Origin of the sequence: Streptomyces scabichelini, assembly GCF_011045015.1 — a bacterium.
Taxonomy (GTDB): domain Bacteria; phylum Actinomycetota; class Actinomycetes; order Streptomycetales; family Streptomycetaceae; genus Streptomyces; species Streptomyces scabichelini.
On record NZ_JAAKZY010000065.1, the window covers coordinates 1 to 17362 of the forward strand.

Sequence of the window (17362 nt, forward strand, 5' to 3'; positions counted from 1 at the left end):
GGGTCGGGGAAGTGGGTGGGCAGCGGGCCCTCCGCCGGGTCGTGAGCGGTCAGGGCGCGTACGGCGTCGAGAGACACTCCGGTGAGGCTCCGCAGTCGCTGGGTCCAGGCCCGGACGGCGTCGGCGTACGCCTCACCCTCCCGCCGCGTCTCCTCCCCGCGGCGTCCGGCCCGCGCACGTGCCTCTTCCGCCTGCTCCTCCAGGCGCTCCCGGGCGGCATCGGCCTCGTGCGCCTCTCGCTGGGCCTGGCGCGACTTCTCCATGAGGGCGACCAGCTCGGTCACGGCTCGGGCGCGGTTCCTGATCACCGGGCCCGCAGCCTCCAGTTGGGTGTCCCAGACGTCCAGGGCGCCGGCGCAGGCCTCCGTGTCGACGGCCAGCACCTCGCTGTGGCGGACGAAGTGGAAGTCGCCGTCCGGGGCCGTCAGTTCGGCCGCCGCCGCGGCCGCGACCGGGGTGGCGAGGACCACCGCGGGCTCTCCCAAATGCACGGGGTCGAACCCGGACCGCTCCGCCTCCCGCAACAACTCACCGTGCGCCGTGCCGAGTTCGGCCAGCTCCTCGCCAAGCCTTCCGGCTTCGTCGGTGAGCCGCCGCCCTGCCTCTTCCTGGCTGCTGTGGGCCTGGCGCAGGGCTTTGAAGGCGGTTGCCGCGGCGCTGTGCAGGGCGGTCACGGTGGCGCGTTTCTCCGCCAGTTCCTGGAGGCTGCGGTAGGCGGCGCTGTCGTGCAGGGCGGCGAGGTCCGTCTCGGCTGCCTCCGACTCCGCCCTGAGGACGTCGAGGCGAGCGGCGAGTTCGTCCTCGCTCGCGCGGAACTCCGCCGCCTTCTTCGCTGCCTCGCCCGCCGCACGTCGGTGCTCCGCCAGCCGTTCCAGTTCGCCGCTCACCTGATCGGCCCGGCGGCGCAGCGCCCCGTGCAGATAGCCGCGGTAACCGGTGAGGAAGGTCCGCAGCGCCTCGTCGGTCCGCTCCAGGCGCCCGAGGTCCGTCCGTACGGCGTCCAGATCGTCGAGGTTGCGGGCCACCTTCTCCACGACCTCGTCGTCGAGCGCGGGCAACGTCTCCGCGAGGACGGAGACCAGACCGCCGGAGTCGATGCGGTCGCCGATGGTGGGGCGGCGCAGGCGGTGCAGCAGGTGGAGCAGGTTGCGGTAGCGCGCCGGGTCGGTGAGGCCGAACAGCCGGCGGGCGACCCGGGCCCGGTGCTCCACGGCACGGTCGGTGACGTTCTCCGCGCCGACCAGCGACTTGAGCTGGTCGACGGGGAGCGGCTGGCCTGCAGGGGCCAGCCGCAGGTCCCCGTCGTCCTCGCCCACCCGCAGCGGGGTGACGAAGAAGAACGGCTTGGCCGTCCTGGTCGACTGGGAAGCGCGGACGGCCGCGCCGAGGGTGAGGTGGTGGTCGTTCCCCTCCTCATCCGTCCGCACGAACTCCACCCACAGGTAGCCAAGTCGGTTGGTCTGCTCGAAGCCGTCGAGCATCAGCCAGAGGAGCGTGGTCCGGCCCGTTCCGGTGGCGTCCAGGGCGCGGGCGTCCCCGTCGAGGAGGTACGGCAGCAGCATCTCCAGGGCCTTGGACTTGCCCGCGCCGTTCTTGCCACGCAGCAGCAGACGGCCGTCGCCGAAGGAGAACTCCTGCTCGTCGTACTGCCAGACGTTCCGGATGCCGGCGCGGTGCAGCCGGTAACGGTACGGGGACGGGGCGGCGGGCGTGCGGTTCACCGGGGCGGCTCCTCAGTGACGTGGTCGGCATCGGCATGGTCCGCTGGGGGCGCTGGGAGCTCTGAGGGCACTGGGGACTGTTCGGTACGGGACGTGACGGCCACCGTGGTGGCGAAACGGGCGGCCGCGGCGAGCAGCACCCAACCGCCCGTACGGTCCGTACGGATCGCACTGCCCGTTTGGACCGCACCGTCCGTTTGGACCGCACCGTCCGTACGAGCCTGCCCGCGGGCGCCCGACACATCCGTGACGGACCGGCCGTCCGGCGCGGCGTCCTCGTACTCCTCGGGCAGGCCGTGGCCGTCCGCGCGCACCGGGCCTGCGGGCGCGACCAGGCGCATACGGACCAGGAGGTCGAGGACGGCGGCGAGCAGCCCGTCCCGGTCTTCCACCATGCCGCGCCGCCAGTTGCCGCGCCGGCCGTACTCCTCGATCAGCTCGTCGAGCAGTTCAGGCAGCAGCCCCTCCGGGACGGGGACGCCGATGACCAGCCGCCCGCCGACCGCGGGATGGCCCGGATCCTCCGGGCGCAGCCGGTCGACCAGCCGCCCCACAAGGAGCAGCGCGGCCTGGGCGACCGTGCCGGTGCCGGGCAGGTGCAGGTCGGTGAGTTCGTCGTCCGGGTCGACCAGGGCGATGCCCTCGGCACGGATCTCGGCCTCCAGGCCCAGCAGTTCGGAGAAGGCCTGGGACTCGCGCCGCTGCCGGGTCCGCAGCCATTCGCGCTCGGCGCCGGTGAGGTCGTCGAGGTGGACGACGGGAGTCTCGACGAGACGCCTGCGGACGTACGTACGCGGTCCGCCGAAACCGGGGTCGGCGGCGCGGCGTACGAGATCCGCTCCGTCGCGGCTCCGGGCCAGCGGCCCGGCGACGACCGCGCGGGCGATCTCGCGGTCCACGGTCAGCAGCGCCTCACCGCCGCGCTCCTCGGCGACGGCCGAGACGTGGCCCTCGGTCTCCGCCAGGACGCCCCAGTCGACGAGTTGCCGCAGCGCGGCGGCGAGCGTGCGCCGCTCCGCCTGCCGCCCGGTGTCGCTGACCTCGATCCCGGCGTCCACGGCCGCGGCCCTCAGGTCGGCGACGAGTTGGGAGAGCAGGAGCTGTTCCGGGGCGGTGACAAGGACCGAGAGGGCGAGGGTCAGGTAGGCGTACGTCCGTGGGGTGAACGGTGTGCCGGTGGACGGCCGCTCCAGACGGTGACCGGATCCGGGGCCGAGACCCGCCTTGAACAGACGGGCGTACGACGCCTCGACGAGCAGTCGGTAGCCGAACACCTGCTGGAAGCGCTGGGCGAGCCAGTCGGCGTGGCGCCGGACCAGCGGGAACGTGTCGCTGTACGGGCCGTTGCTGGTGACCAGGGGGTGGGCCAGTAGCAGGCGGGCGGCGGCGCGGCGTTCGGCGGCGAGAGCCACGTCGTGCGCGGAGGGCAGGGCCATCAGGCGCTCGCCTCCTCGGCGGTGGGCGCCGAGGCGCTTTCAGCGATCACGCTCTCGACGACCAGGGTGAGGTCGTCCGCGGTCAGGTCACCGTCCACGGAGCGCAGGAGTGTGTGCCTGCCAGGAGTGCGCCAAGCCGTGAGCCTGATACCCAGGTCGGCGTCACCGGCCTGCGCACCGTCGAGCAGGAAATCACCGGCGTCCTCGTCGCCCTTGTTGTCTTTATGGCCCTGGTGCAGCTTGTCTTTATGGCCCTTGTTCAGCTGGGCGTTGCCGAGGGCGGCGGTGAGGAGTTCGAGCAGCAGTCGCATGGCCGCGGAACCCAGCCTGACCTGGTCGAACCGCCCGGAGGCGCTGCGCAGTTCGGCGGCCGCGGCCTGGCGGGCGGCGTCCTGCTCGCGTGCCTGCTCCATGAGGCGCCGCTTCTGCTCACCGTGGTCCTCCGCCGCCGCGGACCGCCCGCGCGGGGCCCGGCTGCCGCGCTCACGCAACGCCACCGGTACGTCCACGACGGGTCCGGTCCACCAGCTCACGTACGCCGGTACGGACAGGTCGGGATCCGGCGCCACGCCCAGATGCCGTGCTCCGTACAGCCCGAAGGCGGCGACCGCGATGTCGTGCGCCTCCTCGGGCTCCGCGGCGTCGAACCAGGCCGCGAGCCTGAGCAGATCCTTGCGGCGGGACATCTCTCCGGAGGCCGAACGCAGCATCCTTTTGGCGTTGGCGAGCAACGATTGCAGGGCACGCAGGGTCGCGTCCCGAAGCTGATCCACCTGGCTGCCGTGCCCGCCGCGTCCGTCGTGCCCGTCGTGCCCGTCGTGTCCGTCGGGTCCGCCACCGTCGGCGAACCAGTCGCGCAGCCCCTCCCAGTCCGCCATGTCCCGTCCTCGGCTGCGCTGCACGCGGGTCTCGGGCAGCGCGCCGGAGAGCGCTCCGAGACCTGCCTCAAGGCCTGCCCCGAGTCCTGCCGCGTGGGCGTCGATCCGGCTCAGCAGCGCGGGAAGATGGGGCCAGATCGTCCGCAGGTGTGCGGCGATGCGCGGTGCACGGAAGGACACGTCCTCGGTGATCGCCTCCACATAGTCGAGCAGCAGCTCCTTGAACCCCTGGTACTCGGCTCCGTCGAGGTCGTAGCGGGCGAGCACCTGGCCCAGGTAGGCGTAGAAGTCCCGTACCGACTCGGCGAATTCGGCGAACTGCACGAAAAGCGTGCTGATCCGCTCCAACGCCTGCTGCGGATCCGGGCCACCCGGCACGGCGACCATGGCGGCGATCTCACTCAGCCCCCGGTCGACGAGCGTGAGCAGCTCGCTGCTGACCTCCCGCGCGGCGTCCGCTCCGGCCAGCACCTCGTCCGCGTCGCGCTGCACGCGCTCTCCCAGCTTGGACAGCTGGTAGCGGGACCGGGAGCGCTGGTACTCGGCGATGCTGCTCGCCGTGACGGTGTGCGTGCTGCGCAGCAGATTGCCCCAGCGCACGAGCTGTTCGAGCCGGGCGGTGAGCGTCTCCGAGTCGAGCGCCGCCCCCGGGGCGCCCGAGTTGCCCGGGTCGCCCGCCTGCGCCAACTTGGCAAGCACATCGGGCACGGCCAGATCCGCGAGCAGCGTCCCGCAGAACACCCGCATCACCGCGACGTACTCCAGGCGCTCGGGCGCACTGAGGTAGGCGTACGCGCTCAGCCGCTGCCAGGCCGCCTCGGCGCCGCTCCTCTGATCCTGATCTTGCAGTTCTTCGTGCAGTTCTTCGCGCAGTTCGTCCCCCTCCATGCCGCCGAGCGTACGGACCGCCACTGACACTCCGGAGGAAGTCGGTGAAAACGGTCCGCTCACGCGGCCCGATCCGCACGCATTTCGCCGGCCAGGTCATCGCCGGTAGTACACCGCAACGACCAGGGGAACGAGTACTCCGGCGAGCGTGAAGGCAAGGCCGAACGGCACGACCGCCGCTGGATACCGCCAGGCGACAAACGCCACGACGCCGCAGGCCACGACCACCGCCGTCAGGGCGATCAGCAGTGTTCGCGACGCAGAGCGAGTAGACGGGGCCGGGGACTGGTTGTCGGAGCCGGCAGGAGGCAGAACAGACATGAAAATGCGTGTCCTTCTGTGTTCGGGGTGTACATAGGCGTCCCACCACATGCACCGCGCGCGGGATGAGCGCGATGCACCACGCGCGGGATGAGCGCGCGCGGGATGAGACGGAGCGGCAGCTTCGCAAGCCCCGTTGCGGGTGCATCTGCGGCTCGGCATCCACGATGGCGTGAGTTTCGTACGTCTCGACGAGTTGCGATCGCCTGGATCAGTACAGGGCCGATATGTCAAGTCTGGGGGCGTACAGAGGAGTTTGTGCGCCACGATGCTGCGATGAGTCACGACAACCCAAGGGGGCGGCGCAGCAGTCAGCGGCGCGTTGAGCGCCCCCGGGTTGCGCCGAGAGCGCTGGCGGATCTGAAAGAACTGCTGTACCGGCTGTACACGGAAGCCGGAGCGCCGACGCTGGAGCACATCGCCACCCTCATCGCAGACGACGATGCGTTGCCGGGCTGCCCGTCGAAGGACACGGTTCAACGCATCATCAGCTCGCCCGAGCTGCCACCGCGGTGTCACGACGCCGTGGCGGTGGCGGGTGTCCTGGCCCGCGAAGCCGGATGGGATGTCGCGGACGCCATGAGCATGGTCTCGAAGGCGTGGACGGAAGCCCACCTGGAGGACCCCCTCGGCTCTCCGGTGGAGAAGCTGGAGCCGCTCTCGCTGGAGGTGCACCGGGCCATCACCTTGGGCAACTGCGAGTCGCTGCCCGACCTGCCCGCCCTGCCCGCCTACGTCGAGCGTGATCACGACAGACGACTGCGCGACATCGTGGACTCGGCCGTGGCCGGTGCGAGCCGGATGGTGACCCTGGTGGGCGGGTCGTCCACGGGCAAGACCCGTGCCTGCTGGGAGGCCGTGCGGCGGCTGCCCAAAGGATGGCGGGTGTGGCATCCGTACGACCCCACCCGTCCTGTGGCCGCGCTGGAGGGGATCGCCCGCGTCGGTCCACGGACAGTGATCTGGCTGAACGAAGCCCAGTACTACCTGCTGACGCCGGACTCCGATGATGCCGAGCGCATAGCGGCCGGGCTCCGCACCGCACTGCATGAACGTCACCGCGGCCCGGTCCTGGTGCTCGCCGCGCTGTGGCCCCAGCACTGGGAGCGGCTCACGACACGGCCCGCCGCGGACCGGGCGGACCCCTACGCGCAGCAGCGGGAACTGCTCACCGGCGTGGGTGAACAGCTCACTCTCCCCACCGCGTTCAGCGAGGCGGACTTGAAGGCCGCCCAGGACAAGTCAGTGCACGACCCTCGTCTCAGGCAGGCTCTGGACGGCGCGACGGGCGGCGAGATCACCCAGTTCCTCGCCGGAGTTCCCGAGCTTCTCGCCCGCTACCACGCGGCGCCGCCGGGGGCTTCCGCGCTGATCAAAGCCGCCATGGACTACCGCCGCCTCGGTCACAGCCTGGCTCTGCCCCTCGGGCTCCTCGAACACGCCGCCGATGACTACTTCACCGACCGCGAGTTCCATGAGCTCGGCGGGGACTGGCTCGATGCCGCTCTCGACTATTGCGCAGCCCCCTGCAAGGGCGTCCCCGGTCCCCTCGTACCGATGCGCCGCCGCACCCGCGAACGAGACGCCACACCCGTCTACCGCTTGGCCGACTACCTGGAGCAGCACGGGCGAGTCACACGGCACACCTTCTGCCCTCCCGCCTCCTTCTGGGAAGCGGCCGCGGATCACGTCGGCCGCTCCGAAGACCGCCATGCTCTCGCCGACGCCGCACGCCAACGCGGACGCTACCGCCACGCGGCCGACCTCTACGCACCCCTTGCCGAGCAGGGCGACACCGCCGCCATGGTCAAACTCGCCCGGCTGCGACAGACAGCCGGCGCACCGCAGGAGGCCGAGGCCCTGTACCGCACCGCCGCGGAGGCGGGAGATCCCGCGGCGCTGGTCGAACTGGCCAGAGCCCACCTCGTGGAAGGCGACCTTCACCAGGCCGAGCGCCTGGCCCGGGACGCCGCCGAGGCCGGAGACGCCACAGCCCTGCTCGAACTGGCCCGGGCGCAGGAACTGGCGGATGAGCCCCACACGGCCGAGCACCTGGCCCGTACCGCCGCCCCTTACAGCACCGACGCGCTCCTGGAGCTGGCGCGTCTGCGACAGAGGTCCCGCGACTTCTCCGCGGTGGAACGATTAGCCCGCGCCGCTGTCGACGCTGGCGACAACTACGCCTACACCCTGCTGGCCCTCATGCGGCAGCTGACCGGCGACAGCCGGGAAGCCGAGCGTCTGGCGCGCACCGCGGCCGACCACGGTGACACTTCGGCGCTGATCGAGCTCGCCGAGACACGGGAGCTGGCCGGTGACACGGTCGGCGCGGAGGACCTGGCCCGTACCGCCGCCGACGCCGGGAACATAGCCGCTCTTATCGAACTCGCCGAGATACGGGGGCAGTCCGGTGACCTCGACGAAGCCGAACGCCTCTATTGGGACGTCGCCAAACGAGGTGAGAGCCACGCACTGGTCGAACTCGCGGAGCTGCTTCTCCTGGCCGGGAATCCCGAAGAAGCCGAGCACCTGGCCCGCACGGCCGCAGCCGGGATGGACACCGCCGCACTTGCCTTCCTCACCCGGATCATGGAGCGGGACGGTTACCCGGACGAAGCCGAGGGCCTGGCCCGCACGGCCGCCGACGCGGGCGACACCTCCGCACTTCTCGACCTGGCCAGGAAACGAGCCGGAAACCGGCCCCGCGATGCCGAGCGCCTCGCCCGAGCCGCCATCGAAGCAGCCATCGAAGCCGGAGACTCCTACGCGCTCGCTTTCCTGGCCCGGCTGCGGGAACGGCACAACGACCCCGAGGGCGCCGAACACATGGCGCGCGCGGCCGCCGGCGCCGGCGACATCCAGGCACTGGTGGAACTCTCCCGAGTGCGCGAGCAGAAAGGGGACTTGAAAGCGGCCGAGCGCCTCGCCCGCATCGCCGCCGACGCGGGCGACCTCCGGGCTCTCACAGACCTGGCGCACCGACTCGAACAGACAGAGGCATCCCCCTGGACCAGATTCCGCCACTACGGCCTCGACCCTGACGGCCGCATCGCGGATCCCTGGTGATCACGACCGCCATGCCTGGGCCGTGCGTCACGGACACGCGTCCAGCCGCACGGCTGCCAGGCGGCGGGCGAGACGCGCTCCGCGAGGTGTGTGTGCTTGGCCTGGACGCTCCGTACGACGCCGAGCTGTCCGAACTCGTCGAGCTGGTCGGGTAGTTGGTCACTCGGGGGGTGCGTCGATGGCGGGTTGAGCGGGTGAGCGTGTCCTGATCCGGCGCTGGGGTGCGAAGCGACGGGCCGCGATGAACCCGGCCGCGGACAGCACCACGACGGCGGCTCCGCCGATGGCCCAGGGCGTCCAGTTCAGAGGCGTGTGGCCGGAGACGGCGACGACCTTTCCCTCGCCGGGTACGGAGTCGATGCCCTCGGGTGTGAGGATCAGGTCCTTCGGACTGAACAGGTCGTTGTGCCGGCGGAAGTCCTCCAGACCGCCGGTATAGGCCGCGCCGCCCGGGTCGATCAGCGCGGTTGACCTGTCGGACGCGCGAGCAACGTACAGGGTGACCAGCTCAAGTGATCCGTCCTCGTGCTTGACGAGGACAGAGCGCTGGAAGAGCTCACCCGAGGCCCCGGCGAAGTCCCGCGCCGCCTCGCGGACCGATGCGTCGGGCGAGCAATCGGCCTCAGGATCGACGATGGAACCAGTGTCGGCATCCGTGTCGGCATCAGTGTCGGAGACGCACGCGGTCGCTGCCAGGAGTGCGTACTGCAGCTGCTCGGGGGTGTAGTAAGCGGCGAAGTTGGAGAGCCGGTCAGCGCTGGAGCCCCCGTCGCTGGGGAACTTGTCGTTCTTCACTTCGGTCGACTTCGTGTACTCCTGGAACAGTTTCGCCGCTGACGTCTTCGGTGCCGATGATCCGCATGACGCCAGCAGTACGGTGATCAACACCGCCAGGGCTGCACGGACTGCGGGCCGGGCGCGCGTCATGCGTGTCCTCCAAGGGGCAGTTGGACTGAGCGTCACCCGTACTGCCTATCCGGTCGGCGCCGGGAGGGGTCCCGGAGAGTCGCCGCCTCCGCGGTCCCCAGCTGCTGGAGGCATGGGGTTCGGCTACATGAGCCGATGAACAATGCGAGGTGACCGCATCTGCGGTCAGGCCGCGGCAGATCCTGACGTCGGGCACGTCCGGCACGTCCGGCTGGACAACCGCCTTCACCGCCGCGGCCAGGGCGTTCACGCCGAGCTGAGAGGCTGACGGGCGATGTCGCGGGCGTCGTCCGGGGGAACCCCCAGCATGCGAAGGATCATCTCCGCCATGTTGGCGGCCGCCTCGTCGGCGTCGAGTTCAGGGCGGGCGAACCTCAGCTCCACCAGGGACAGCAGGGACCCGCCCAGCGCGGACAGGGCGACGGTCGGGTCGACGGCGACGAAACGGCCTTCGGTGACGCCGCGTTCCAGGTCGCGCAGGGCCCGGGGTGCGAGCCCTCGGTCGGAGTGGAGGTGGCCGAGTCCGCGGTGGCGCAGTACCCGCATGAGCTCCGGGTGGGAGTCGACCATCCGAAGGCTGAGCCTCAGGCCCGCCGCGACGCGTTCAGCCGGGTCGTCAGTCCCCTGCAGACGCTCGTCGATGGCCTGGCCGAACTCCTCCAGCGCGTCCACCACCGCCGCGTCGAACAGTTCCGCCTTCGACTCGAAGTGGTTGTAGAAGGTGCCGAAACCGACGTCCGCGCGCTCCGCGATCGCCTGGATGCTGGCGCCGGTGTCTCCGGTCTCGGCGAGGATCTGCCGGGCCGCGCGGACGAGCGCCTGGCGGGTCTCGGCGCGGCGTCGTTCGAAGCGGTTGCTGGGCGGCGCTGAGGTCGGCATGCGGTGAGTCTAACAACGGCGCCGATGACGATCGCATTTCTGATGGATCCATCATTTTGCCTCCGCCAAGCCCTTGACGATGAATTTCTCAGAGTTGATGATTTCATCATTAAGGCAATGTTGCTTGGAGGGCACCGTGTCCCAAACGCACATGGACGAGACCGACGTCAGAACAGCCCACCAGGACCTTCACAGCGAGCAAGGCGCACTGCGCGGCGAACACCCCGGGCGCTCCCGCGATCCGCTGATCAAGGTGGCCGACCTGGCCTGGCTGGAGTTCGAGAAGCCCGACCTGGACCGGGCGGAGGTCTTCGCGCGTGACTTCGGCTTCGGGATCGCCGCCCGCACCGAGCGCGCGCTGTGGCTGCGAGGCACCTTCGCCGGCTCGCCCTGCATGGTGATCCGGCGCGGCCGTACGTCCCGTTTCATCGGCCCTGCGTTCCGCGCGGCGGAGCGGGCCGACCTGGACCGGCTGGCCCGCGCGACCGGCTCAGCCGTGCGCGACGTGGACGCGCCCGGCGGCGGCAAGGTGGTCGACCTGCTGGACCCCGCCGGTACCCCCGTACGGGTCCTACACCGTGCCGAGGAACTGCCCGCACTGCCCGAACAGCGGCCGCTTCTCCTCAACTCCGGGACGGATCACCGTCGTACGAACGTCACGCAGCGCCCGCCGCGTGAGCCGTCGCGCGTTCAGCGGCTGGGTCATGTGGTCCTGGAGACGCGGGTGTTCGCCCGTGCCCTGGGCTGGTACCTGGACACCCTCGGCATGATCGTCAGCGACTTCCACTTCCTTGACGGTCAGCGCGAGCGCGGCCCGGTCATGGCGTTCATCCGCTGCGACCAGGGAAGCGTCGCGGTGGACCACCACACGCTGGCGATGCACCTTGGCCCGGGGACGGGCTATGTCCACTCCGCCTACCAGGTCACCGACCTGGACGCGATCGCGGCGGGCGGGGAGTACCTGGCCGAGCGCGGCTATCAGCGCAGCTGGGGCATCGGCCGACACCTCTACGGCAGCCAGCTCTTCGACTATTGGCGCGATCCGGACCGCTTCATGCTGGAGCACTTCGCCGACGGCGACCTCTTCTCCTGCGACGTCGAGCCCGGCTGGTCCCCCATGTCGGCGAGCGGCCTCGCGCAATGGGGGCCGCCGGCGACCCGGGACTTCCTCGGCGCCAATCCGTCTCCCGCCAAGGTCCGTGAGGTGCTGCATGCCCTGCGCGGCGACAACGAACTCGACCCGGCCCGGCTGCTGGGCCTGATGAAAGCGATGAACTCATGAGTACGAACGTCCTGCGCACCGCCAATGGCTGGTGGGTGGTCCGCGACGCGCGAGCCGTCCGCGTCGACACCAAGGCCGTCACGACCGCCGAGCTGCTCGCGGACCGGGACGCCGTGAGCGAGGCCGCCGTCTCCAGCGATCCGGGTACACCAGTCGCCGACCTTGTGACCCTCTCCCCCGTCACCACGCCCTGCCGCGTGGTCGCCCAGATGGTCAACTACCGCAGCCATGCCCGCGATTCGGGCTTCACCGGCGACATCCCGCCCACCTTCTTCCGCAAGGCGTCCGGCTCGGTCAGCGGCCCGCACGACGCGGTCGTCCGGCCTTCCCATGTGAAGTTCCTGGACTACGAGGTCGAACTCGGCCTGGTCATGGGCGCACCCCTGCCCGTGGGCACCGTCGTCACCGAGCAGGACCTGCCGTCGTACGTCGCCGGGCTCGTCGTCACCAACGACGTCAGCGCTCGCGACGTGCAGCTGACCAAGACCCAGTTCTACGAGAGCAAGTCGTATCCGACCTTCACGCCGACGGGGCCGTACCTGGCGCTACTGGAGCCGGAGGAATTCGCCCATCTCCTCGATCTGCGGCTGAAGTTGTCCGTCAACGGTGAGCTGCGTCAGGACCGCACCCTCGCCGACATGATCGTCCGCCCGGCGCAGGCGCTCACACTGCTCGCCCGCTTCCAGGCTCTCGACCCCGGCGACCTGCTGCTGACCGGCACTCCCGGCGGCACCGCCCTCAAGGCCCCGCCCAAGCCGGTGGAGAAGATCGGCGCGCTGCTGCCCCCCGCCGTCAAGTGGAAGGCGTTCTTCAAGAGCCAGGCCCGCAACCCGCGCTACCTCCACGAGGGCGACGTGATCACGGCCACGATCGCGACGCCCGACGGGCTGATCGACCTCGGTGAGCAACGTATGCCCGTGACCGGCACGAACTGAGACGCGAGATGAGCCGCACATGACCACAGACGAGGCCGTCGGGCGACGGGACACCACGACCGGGGCGGCACGCAAGCCCTTCGCGCCCGTCGTCATCATCGGAGCCGGGCCCGTGGGCGTCACCACCGCCCTCCTCCTCGCCCGGCGCGGAGTCCGCACCGTCGTCCTCGAGCGGCACCGGGGCGTCTACCCGCTGCCGCGCGCGGTCGCGATGGACGACGAAGTCCGGCGGATCCTTCAAGCCGCCGGTATCGACAGGGAGTTCGCCGCCGTCGCACGGTCGGCGGGCGGGCTGCGTCTACTGGATGCCCGGCACCGGGTGATGGCCGAGTTCCGGCGCTCCCCGCACGGGCACCACGGCTTTCCGCAGACCAGCATGTTCGACCAGCCGCAGCTGGAACGCCTGCTGCGAGACGCCCTGGCCAGGCGTCCGGAGTGCGAGCTGCGCGGTGGCGTGGAGGTGACCGCCATAGCAGCGCAGGAAGGCGACGGCCCGGTGCGTGTGACCGTTCGTGGGGACGGCGGCGAGACCCACCTGTGGGCCGACGTGGTGCTGGGCTGCGACGGCGCGGGCAGCCTGACCCGCGACGCCATCGGCGCCGTATGGGAGGACCTGCGCTTCGAGGAGCACTGGACCGTCATCGACGTCCGCACCCGTGCCCATGTGCGGTGCTGGGAGGGCGTCGACCAGGTCTGCGACCCTGCCCGGCCCGCGACGTTCATGCGCATAGGCGAGGACCGCTACCGCTGGGAGTTCCGGCTCCGCGACGGGGAGAGCCTCGACGGCACGCACGGGCGGGAGCGGCTGCGGGAGCTGGTGGCCCCGTGGGTGTCGCTCTCGAACGCCGACGACTTCGAGGTGATCCGGCAGGCCCGCTACACCTTCCGGGCCCGAGTCGCCGACCGGTGGCGCCGGGGCCGGGTCTTCCTGCTCGGCGACGCCGCCCACCTCACTCCGCCCTTCATCGGGCAGGGCCTGTGCTCGGGCATACGCGACGCCCACAACCTCACGTGGAAACTCGCCCGCGTACTCCAACAGGGCGCCCACGAACGGCTCTTGGACACCTACGAGAGCGAACGCAAGCCCCACGCCCGCCATGTGATCCGCCTCGCCGTGGCGACGGGCTGGGCCATGACCGGCGGCCAGGACCGCGCCGCCGCAATCCGCCGGACCCTGCTGGGTACCGCCTGCCGTATCCCGGGTGTGACGGGTCTGGCCGGCCGTGGCATCAGCCCCGCTCTGACCTCCGGCCCGCTGATCCGGCGCGGCCGCCTCGCAGGCACCTGCTGCCCCCAGCCCTGGGTGACCGCCGACGGCCGGCGCACCCGCCTGGACGACGTACTCGGGGACTCCTTCGCCGTCCTGACCGCCGTACCGCTGACCCCGTCGGCACGGGCCGTCGCCGAAGGGCTCGGCGCCCGGATCGTCCCCGTGGACGAGGCCGGCGACGACGGCACCCTCGCCGCCTGGCTGCACGACGGCCGCGCGGACGCCGTACTCCTGCGCCCCGACCGCGTCGTCCTGGACACCGTGCCCGCCGGCCGCGGCGGCTTCACCGATACGGCGGCCTGGGCGCCCCTGCTCTGTACGACCCACCGCCCCGCACTCTTGAGGAGCACCGCGCGATGACCACGACAAGTGCCGCACCGTCGCCCCCGGAACCCTTCTGGTCCCCCGCCCCGGAGACGGCCGCGCACAGCCGTATCGCGGACTTCGGCCGCCGGCTCGCGCAGCAGCACCACCTCGAAGACGCCCACGACCACACCGAATACACCGACTACGCCGCCCTCCACCGCTGTTCCGTCACCGACCTCGAAGGGTTCTGGAGCGCGGTGTGGGAGTACTTCGACATCGACGCGGCCACGCCGTACGAGCAGGTGCTGGAGGAGGAGAAGATGCCGGGCGCCCGCTGGTTCCCCGGCGCCACCCTCAACTACACCCACCACGCCCTGCGGCACCTCGGCGACGACCGGCCGGCGATCATCGCCTTGGACGAGACCGGAGCCGGCTACGAGGTGTCCGGCGACCGGCTGCGCGCCCAGGTCGCTTCGGTCGCCGCCACCCTGCGCGACCTGGGCGTCGGCCAGGGCGACCGGGTCGTGGGCTACCTTCCCAACACCCCGCACGCGATCGTCGCCTTCCTCGCCGCCGCGAGCCTGGGTGCCGTCTGGTCGGTGTGCGGCCAGGACTACGCTCCGCAGGCCGCCGCTGCCCGCTTCGGCCAGCTCGAACCCACGGTGCTGATCGCCGCGGACGGCTACCTCTTCAACGGCACGACCCACGATCGCCGCGATGCCGCCCTGGAACTGGCACGCTCGCTGCCCACCCTCAAGGCCACCGTGCTGGTGGACCACGTGGGCCTGCCCTGGCCCGAGGGCAACTACCCGGCGCTGACACTTGCCTGGGAGGACGCGGTCACCCGCACCGAGCAACTCACCTGCACACCTGTGCCGTTCGACCACCCCCTCTGGGTCGTCTTCTCCTCCGGCACCACCGGCCTGCCCAAAGGCATCGTCCACGGCCACGGCGGTGTACTGCTGGAGCACTTGAAGACCCTCGGCCTCCACTCCGACCTGGGCCCCGGCGACCGCCTCCTCTGGTACACCACCACTCACTGGATGATGTGGAACCTGGTCGCCTCCACCCTCCTGACGGGCGCGACCACCTGCACGTACGACGGCAGTCCGGCCCCGGCCGCCCGCCCGGACGTCCTGTGGGAACTGGCCGCCCGCCACCGCGTCACCCTCTTCGGCACCAGCCCTCAATACCTCCTCGGCATGGCCAAGTTCGGCATCGACCCGTCCGTACACGACCTGTCGCCGATCCGCACCATCGGCTGCACCGGCTCCACGCTCCCCGCCTCGGCCCATCTCTGGGTCCGCGACCACGTGGGCGACCGCGTCCAGTTGGCCTCGATCACCGGCGGCACAGACGTCGTCTCCGGCTTCGCCGGCAGCGCCCCCACGACGCCCGGCTGGGCCGGGGAGCTGTCCGCGCCTCATCTGGGCGTGGCCCTGGCGGCGTACGACGCGGAAGGGCTCCCGGTGGTGGGTCAGGTCGGCGAGCTGGTCGTCACCCGCCCCATGCCCTCCATGCCGCTGCACTTCTGGAACGACCCCGACGGGACCCGCCTCCGCGACGCCTACTTCGGCTCGTACCCGGGTGTGTGGCGGCACGGCGACTGGATCACGGTCACGGGTCATGGCTCGGTGATCGTGCACGGCCGCTCCGACTCCACCCTCAACCGCAACGGCGTACGCCTGGGCAGCGCCGACATCCACACCGTCGTCGAACGCCTCCCAGAGATCACCGAAGCCCTGGTGATCGGCGCGGAGGAACCGGACGGCGGCTACTGGATGCCCCTGTTCGTCGTCCTCACGGCCGGCGCCGAACTGGACGATGCCCTCCGCGACCGGATCCGCGAGACCATCCGCACCGGCGCCTCACCGCGTCACGTCCCCGACGAGATCCTCGCCGTCCCGGGCATCCCCCACACTCGCACCGGCAAGAAACTCGAAGTCCCCGTCAAACGCCTCCTCCAAGGCACCCCCGCCCACGAGGTCGTCGACCCCGCGGCCGTCGACAGCCCCGACCTCCTGACGTACTTCACCCGCCTGGGCACCGAACGCCAGGATGCGAGAAACAGCAGGTGAAGAGCGTGAGGTGGTCGGTCGTCCGTCACGGAGCGGCCGGGCGAACGAGGAGCGTCCCGATGTGCCCAGGGTGAGGCTCGCGGGGCGCGCCCCCTTCTACCCGTCGACATCCGTATCGGTCGCCGCCAGCACCGCGACCCGCATACGGCCGGGATCGAGTACGGCGAAAGCCACGTCCGCCGTGTCGTGGTGGAACCAGTCCGTGAACGCCATGAAGCGCAGCCACCGGTGATCGGCGGCGCGCCGTACCGCCTCCAGGAACGGGGTGTCGTCGGGCAGCCCCATCAGCGCGTACAGACTGTTCCAGGCGTGCAGTCGAGCGTACGCGCCCCCCTGTCCCTGGCCGTTCACCCCGCCGTTGTGTGCTGCTGCGAACAGTTCGTTGATCACGTCGTCGGGCGTCGTGTGGCAGGTGACGGCGCGGCCCCGGCGCGTGCCCTCGCCCTCCAGGCACTCCAGGGACAGTTCCTTGATGAACGAGATGTTGAGGTCGTCCGGAGCGAGCGGGTTCGGGAGCATGAAGAAGCGCACTTCAGGCTCACGGGACCAGCCGCTGACGGTGAAGGGCTCGGCTGCCGTCCCCGCACGCCTGGCGTCGGAGCTTTCAACTGCCGTACGCCCGGCTGCTGCACCACTGTCGGTGGGGGGAATTTCCGGGAAGCGGGATCGTAGCTGGTCGGGGGTCTTCACAGACCCGAGGCCCCGGACTCGGACACCGAACCGGTGCTCGATGTCCAGGCGTGTCCTGGGCAGCCGGGCCAGCGGATGCCCCAGCTCGCGCAGTCGCTCCGCGTAGGCGTCCAGGGCGGGCCGGCCACGCCCCGCGCCGATCAGGGCGAGCTCCCCGAGCATGCAGGCCCGTACCTCCACAGCGGGGTCCTCAAGCCCGTCCGGCAGCTCCCCGAACAAAGCTTCCAGATCCCGCAGTTGCTGGATCTTGACCAGCTTCGCGGCCACCGAGCGCCGCAGCCGGTCGCCTTGGTCGCTTTCCTCTCGCCGCTCGGGCCCGAGCGGCAGCAGCCGCCCCACGATGTCCACGGCGAACCTCGCGCAGTCCCGGGAGCGCGTCTCGGCGAGAGCCTCGGCGATCCGTCCGACGACCCGCACCGCGGAGGGCTCAGAGGATCCCTCGGGCCCCTCGGGACCTTCACCCGACGCCCGGCGGCACAACTGCTCCGCCGCTTCGTACAACTCCTCCGGGCGAGACTCCGCCAACTGCTTCAGCTCCGCCGGGCCGGACCGCTCCCACAGGGGCCGACCGGAAGCACCATGGCCGGGCGTCACATCGTTGTCGTTCACGCCCGAAGTCTACGAGCAGAGATCGAGTAACTTTGCTGAGGCGTACGCGCCTTGAGCGAAGCAGTGAAGCAGCACA

General features: G+C 70.9%; 13 protein-coding genes. 6 read left to right on the plus strand and 7 right to left on the minus strand.

Going from position 1 to position 17362, the window contains the following annotated elements; all coding sequences use genetic code 11:
• From G5C60_RS21320 to G5C60_RS21335, 4 genes are all read right to left on the minus strand, one after another.
• A partial coding sequence (locus G5C60_RS21320; RefSeq protein ID WP_165261648.1) for a TIGR02680 family protein occupies positions 1 to 1721 on the minus strand: 1721 nt, incomplete at its 3' end.
• The gene (locus tag G5C60_RS21325) at positions 1718 to 3157 is read right to left on the minus strand and encodes a TIGR02678 family protein (RefSeq protein WP_241266962.1); all 1440 of its coding nucleotides are present in this window, start codon (positions 3155 to 3157) and stop codon (positions 1718 to 1720) included. The genes G5C60_RS21325 and G5C60_RS21320, both read right to left, overlap by 4 nt.
• Positions 3157 to 4947, minus strand: coding sequence for a TIGR02677 family protein (locus G5C60_RS21330; RefSeq protein WP_338145882.1), 1791 nt, complete (start codon positions 4945 to 4947; stop codon positions 3157 to 3159). The genes G5C60_RS21325 and G5C60_RS21330 overlap by 1 nt, the downstream gene beginning before the upstream one ends.
• Positions 4948 to 5019: 72 nt before the next feature.
• On the minus strand, positions 5020 to 5244 hold the full coding sequence (locus G5C60_RS21335) for a hypothetical protein (protein ID WP_165261650.1): 225 nt from the start codon (positions 5242 to 5244) through the stop codon (positions 5020 to 5022).
• Positions 5245 to 5520: 276 nt separating this feature from the next.
• Here G5C60_RS21335 and G5C60_RS21340 point away from each other — a divergent pair, with 276 nt between their 5' ends.
• Together G5C60_RS21340 and G5C60_RS21345 are read left to right on the plus strand one after the other, a co-directional pair.
• Positions 5521 to 8310: a tetratricopeptide repeat protein gene (locus G5C60_RS21340; RefSeq protein WP_165261652.1), complete on the plus strand. Its 2790-nt coding sequence runs from the start codon at positions 5521 to 5523 to the stop codon at positions 8308 to 8310.
• An 11-nt stretch (positions 8311 to 8321) separates the two neighbouring features.
• A complete protein-coding gene (locus G5C60_RS21345) occupies positions 8322 to 8465 on the plus strand; it encodes a hypothetical protein (protein WP_165261654.1) in 144 nt (47 codons plus the stop codon).
• Between the two features lie 4 nt (positions 8466 to 8469).
• Here the strand turns inward: G5C60_RS21345 and G5C60_RS21350 are convergent, their stop codons facing one another.
• Together G5C60_RS21350 and G5C60_RS21355 are read right to left on the minus strand one after the other, a co-directional pair.
• Positions 8470 to 9237 carry a hypothetical protein gene (locus G5C60_RS21350; protein WP_165261656.1) on the minus strand — a complete coding sequence of 256 codons (768 nt, stop codon included), beginning with the start codon at positions 9235 to 9237 and terminating at the stop codon, positions 8470 to 8472.
• A gap of 246 nt (positions 9238 to 9483) precedes the next feature.
• Positions 9484 to 10116: a TetR/AcrR family transcriptional regulator gene (locus tag G5C60_RS21355; protein ID WP_165261658.1), complete on the minus strand. Its 633-nt coding sequence runs from the start codon at positions 10114 to 10116 to the stop codon at positions 9484 to 9486.
• Positions 10117 to 10267: 151 nt separating this feature from the next.
• On the opposite strand from G5C60_RS21355, the gene G5C60_RS21360 reads away from it, so the two are divergent.
• Genes G5C60_RS21360 through G5C60_RS21375 form a run of 4 tightly spaced genes read left to right on the plus strand, consistent with a single transcriptional unit; the run spans position 10268 to position 15987 of the window.
• On the plus strand, positions 10268 to 11398 hold the full coding sequence (locus G5C60_RS21360) for a VOC family protein (protein WP_206439811.1): 1131 nt from the start codon (positions 10268 to 10270) through the stop codon (positions 11396 to 11398).
• Positions 11395 to 12333 carry a fumarylacetoacetate hydrolase family protein gene (locus tag G5C60_RS21365; RefSeq protein WP_165261662.1) on the plus strand — a complete coding sequence of 313 codons (939 nt, stop codon included), beginning with the start codon at positions 11395 to 11397 and terminating at the stop codon, positions 12331 to 12333. The genes G5C60_RS21360 and G5C60_RS21365 overlap by 4 nt, the downstream gene beginning before the upstream one ends.
• A gap of 19 nt (positions 12334 to 12352) precedes the next feature.
• Positions 12353 to 13963, plus strand: coding sequence for a bifunctional 3-(3-hydroxy-phenyl)propionate/3-hydroxycinnamic acid hydroxylase MhpA (gene mhpA, locus G5C60_RS21370; RefSeq protein WP_165261664.1), 1611 nt, complete (start codon positions 12353 to 12355; stop codon positions 13961 to 13963).
• Positions 13960 to 15987 (plus strand): acetoacetate--CoA ligase, encoded by a 2028-nt coding sequence (locus G5C60_RS21375; protein WP_165261666.1) that lies wholly within the window; start codon positions 13960 to 13962, stop codon positions 15985 to 15987. The genes mhpA and G5C60_RS21375 overlap by 4 nt, the downstream gene beginning before the upstream one ends.
• 96 nt (positions 15988 to 16083) lie before the next feature.
• Here G5C60_RS21375 and G5C60_RS21380 read toward each other — a convergent pair whose 3' ends face one another.
• The gene (locus tag G5C60_RS21380; protein WP_338145883.1) at positions 16084 to 17286 is read right to left on the minus strand and encodes a DUF6183 family protein; all 1203 of its coding nucleotides are present in this window, start codon (positions 17284 to 17286) and stop codon (positions 16084 to 16086) included.
• Positions 17287 to 17362: the final 76 nt, after the last annotated feature.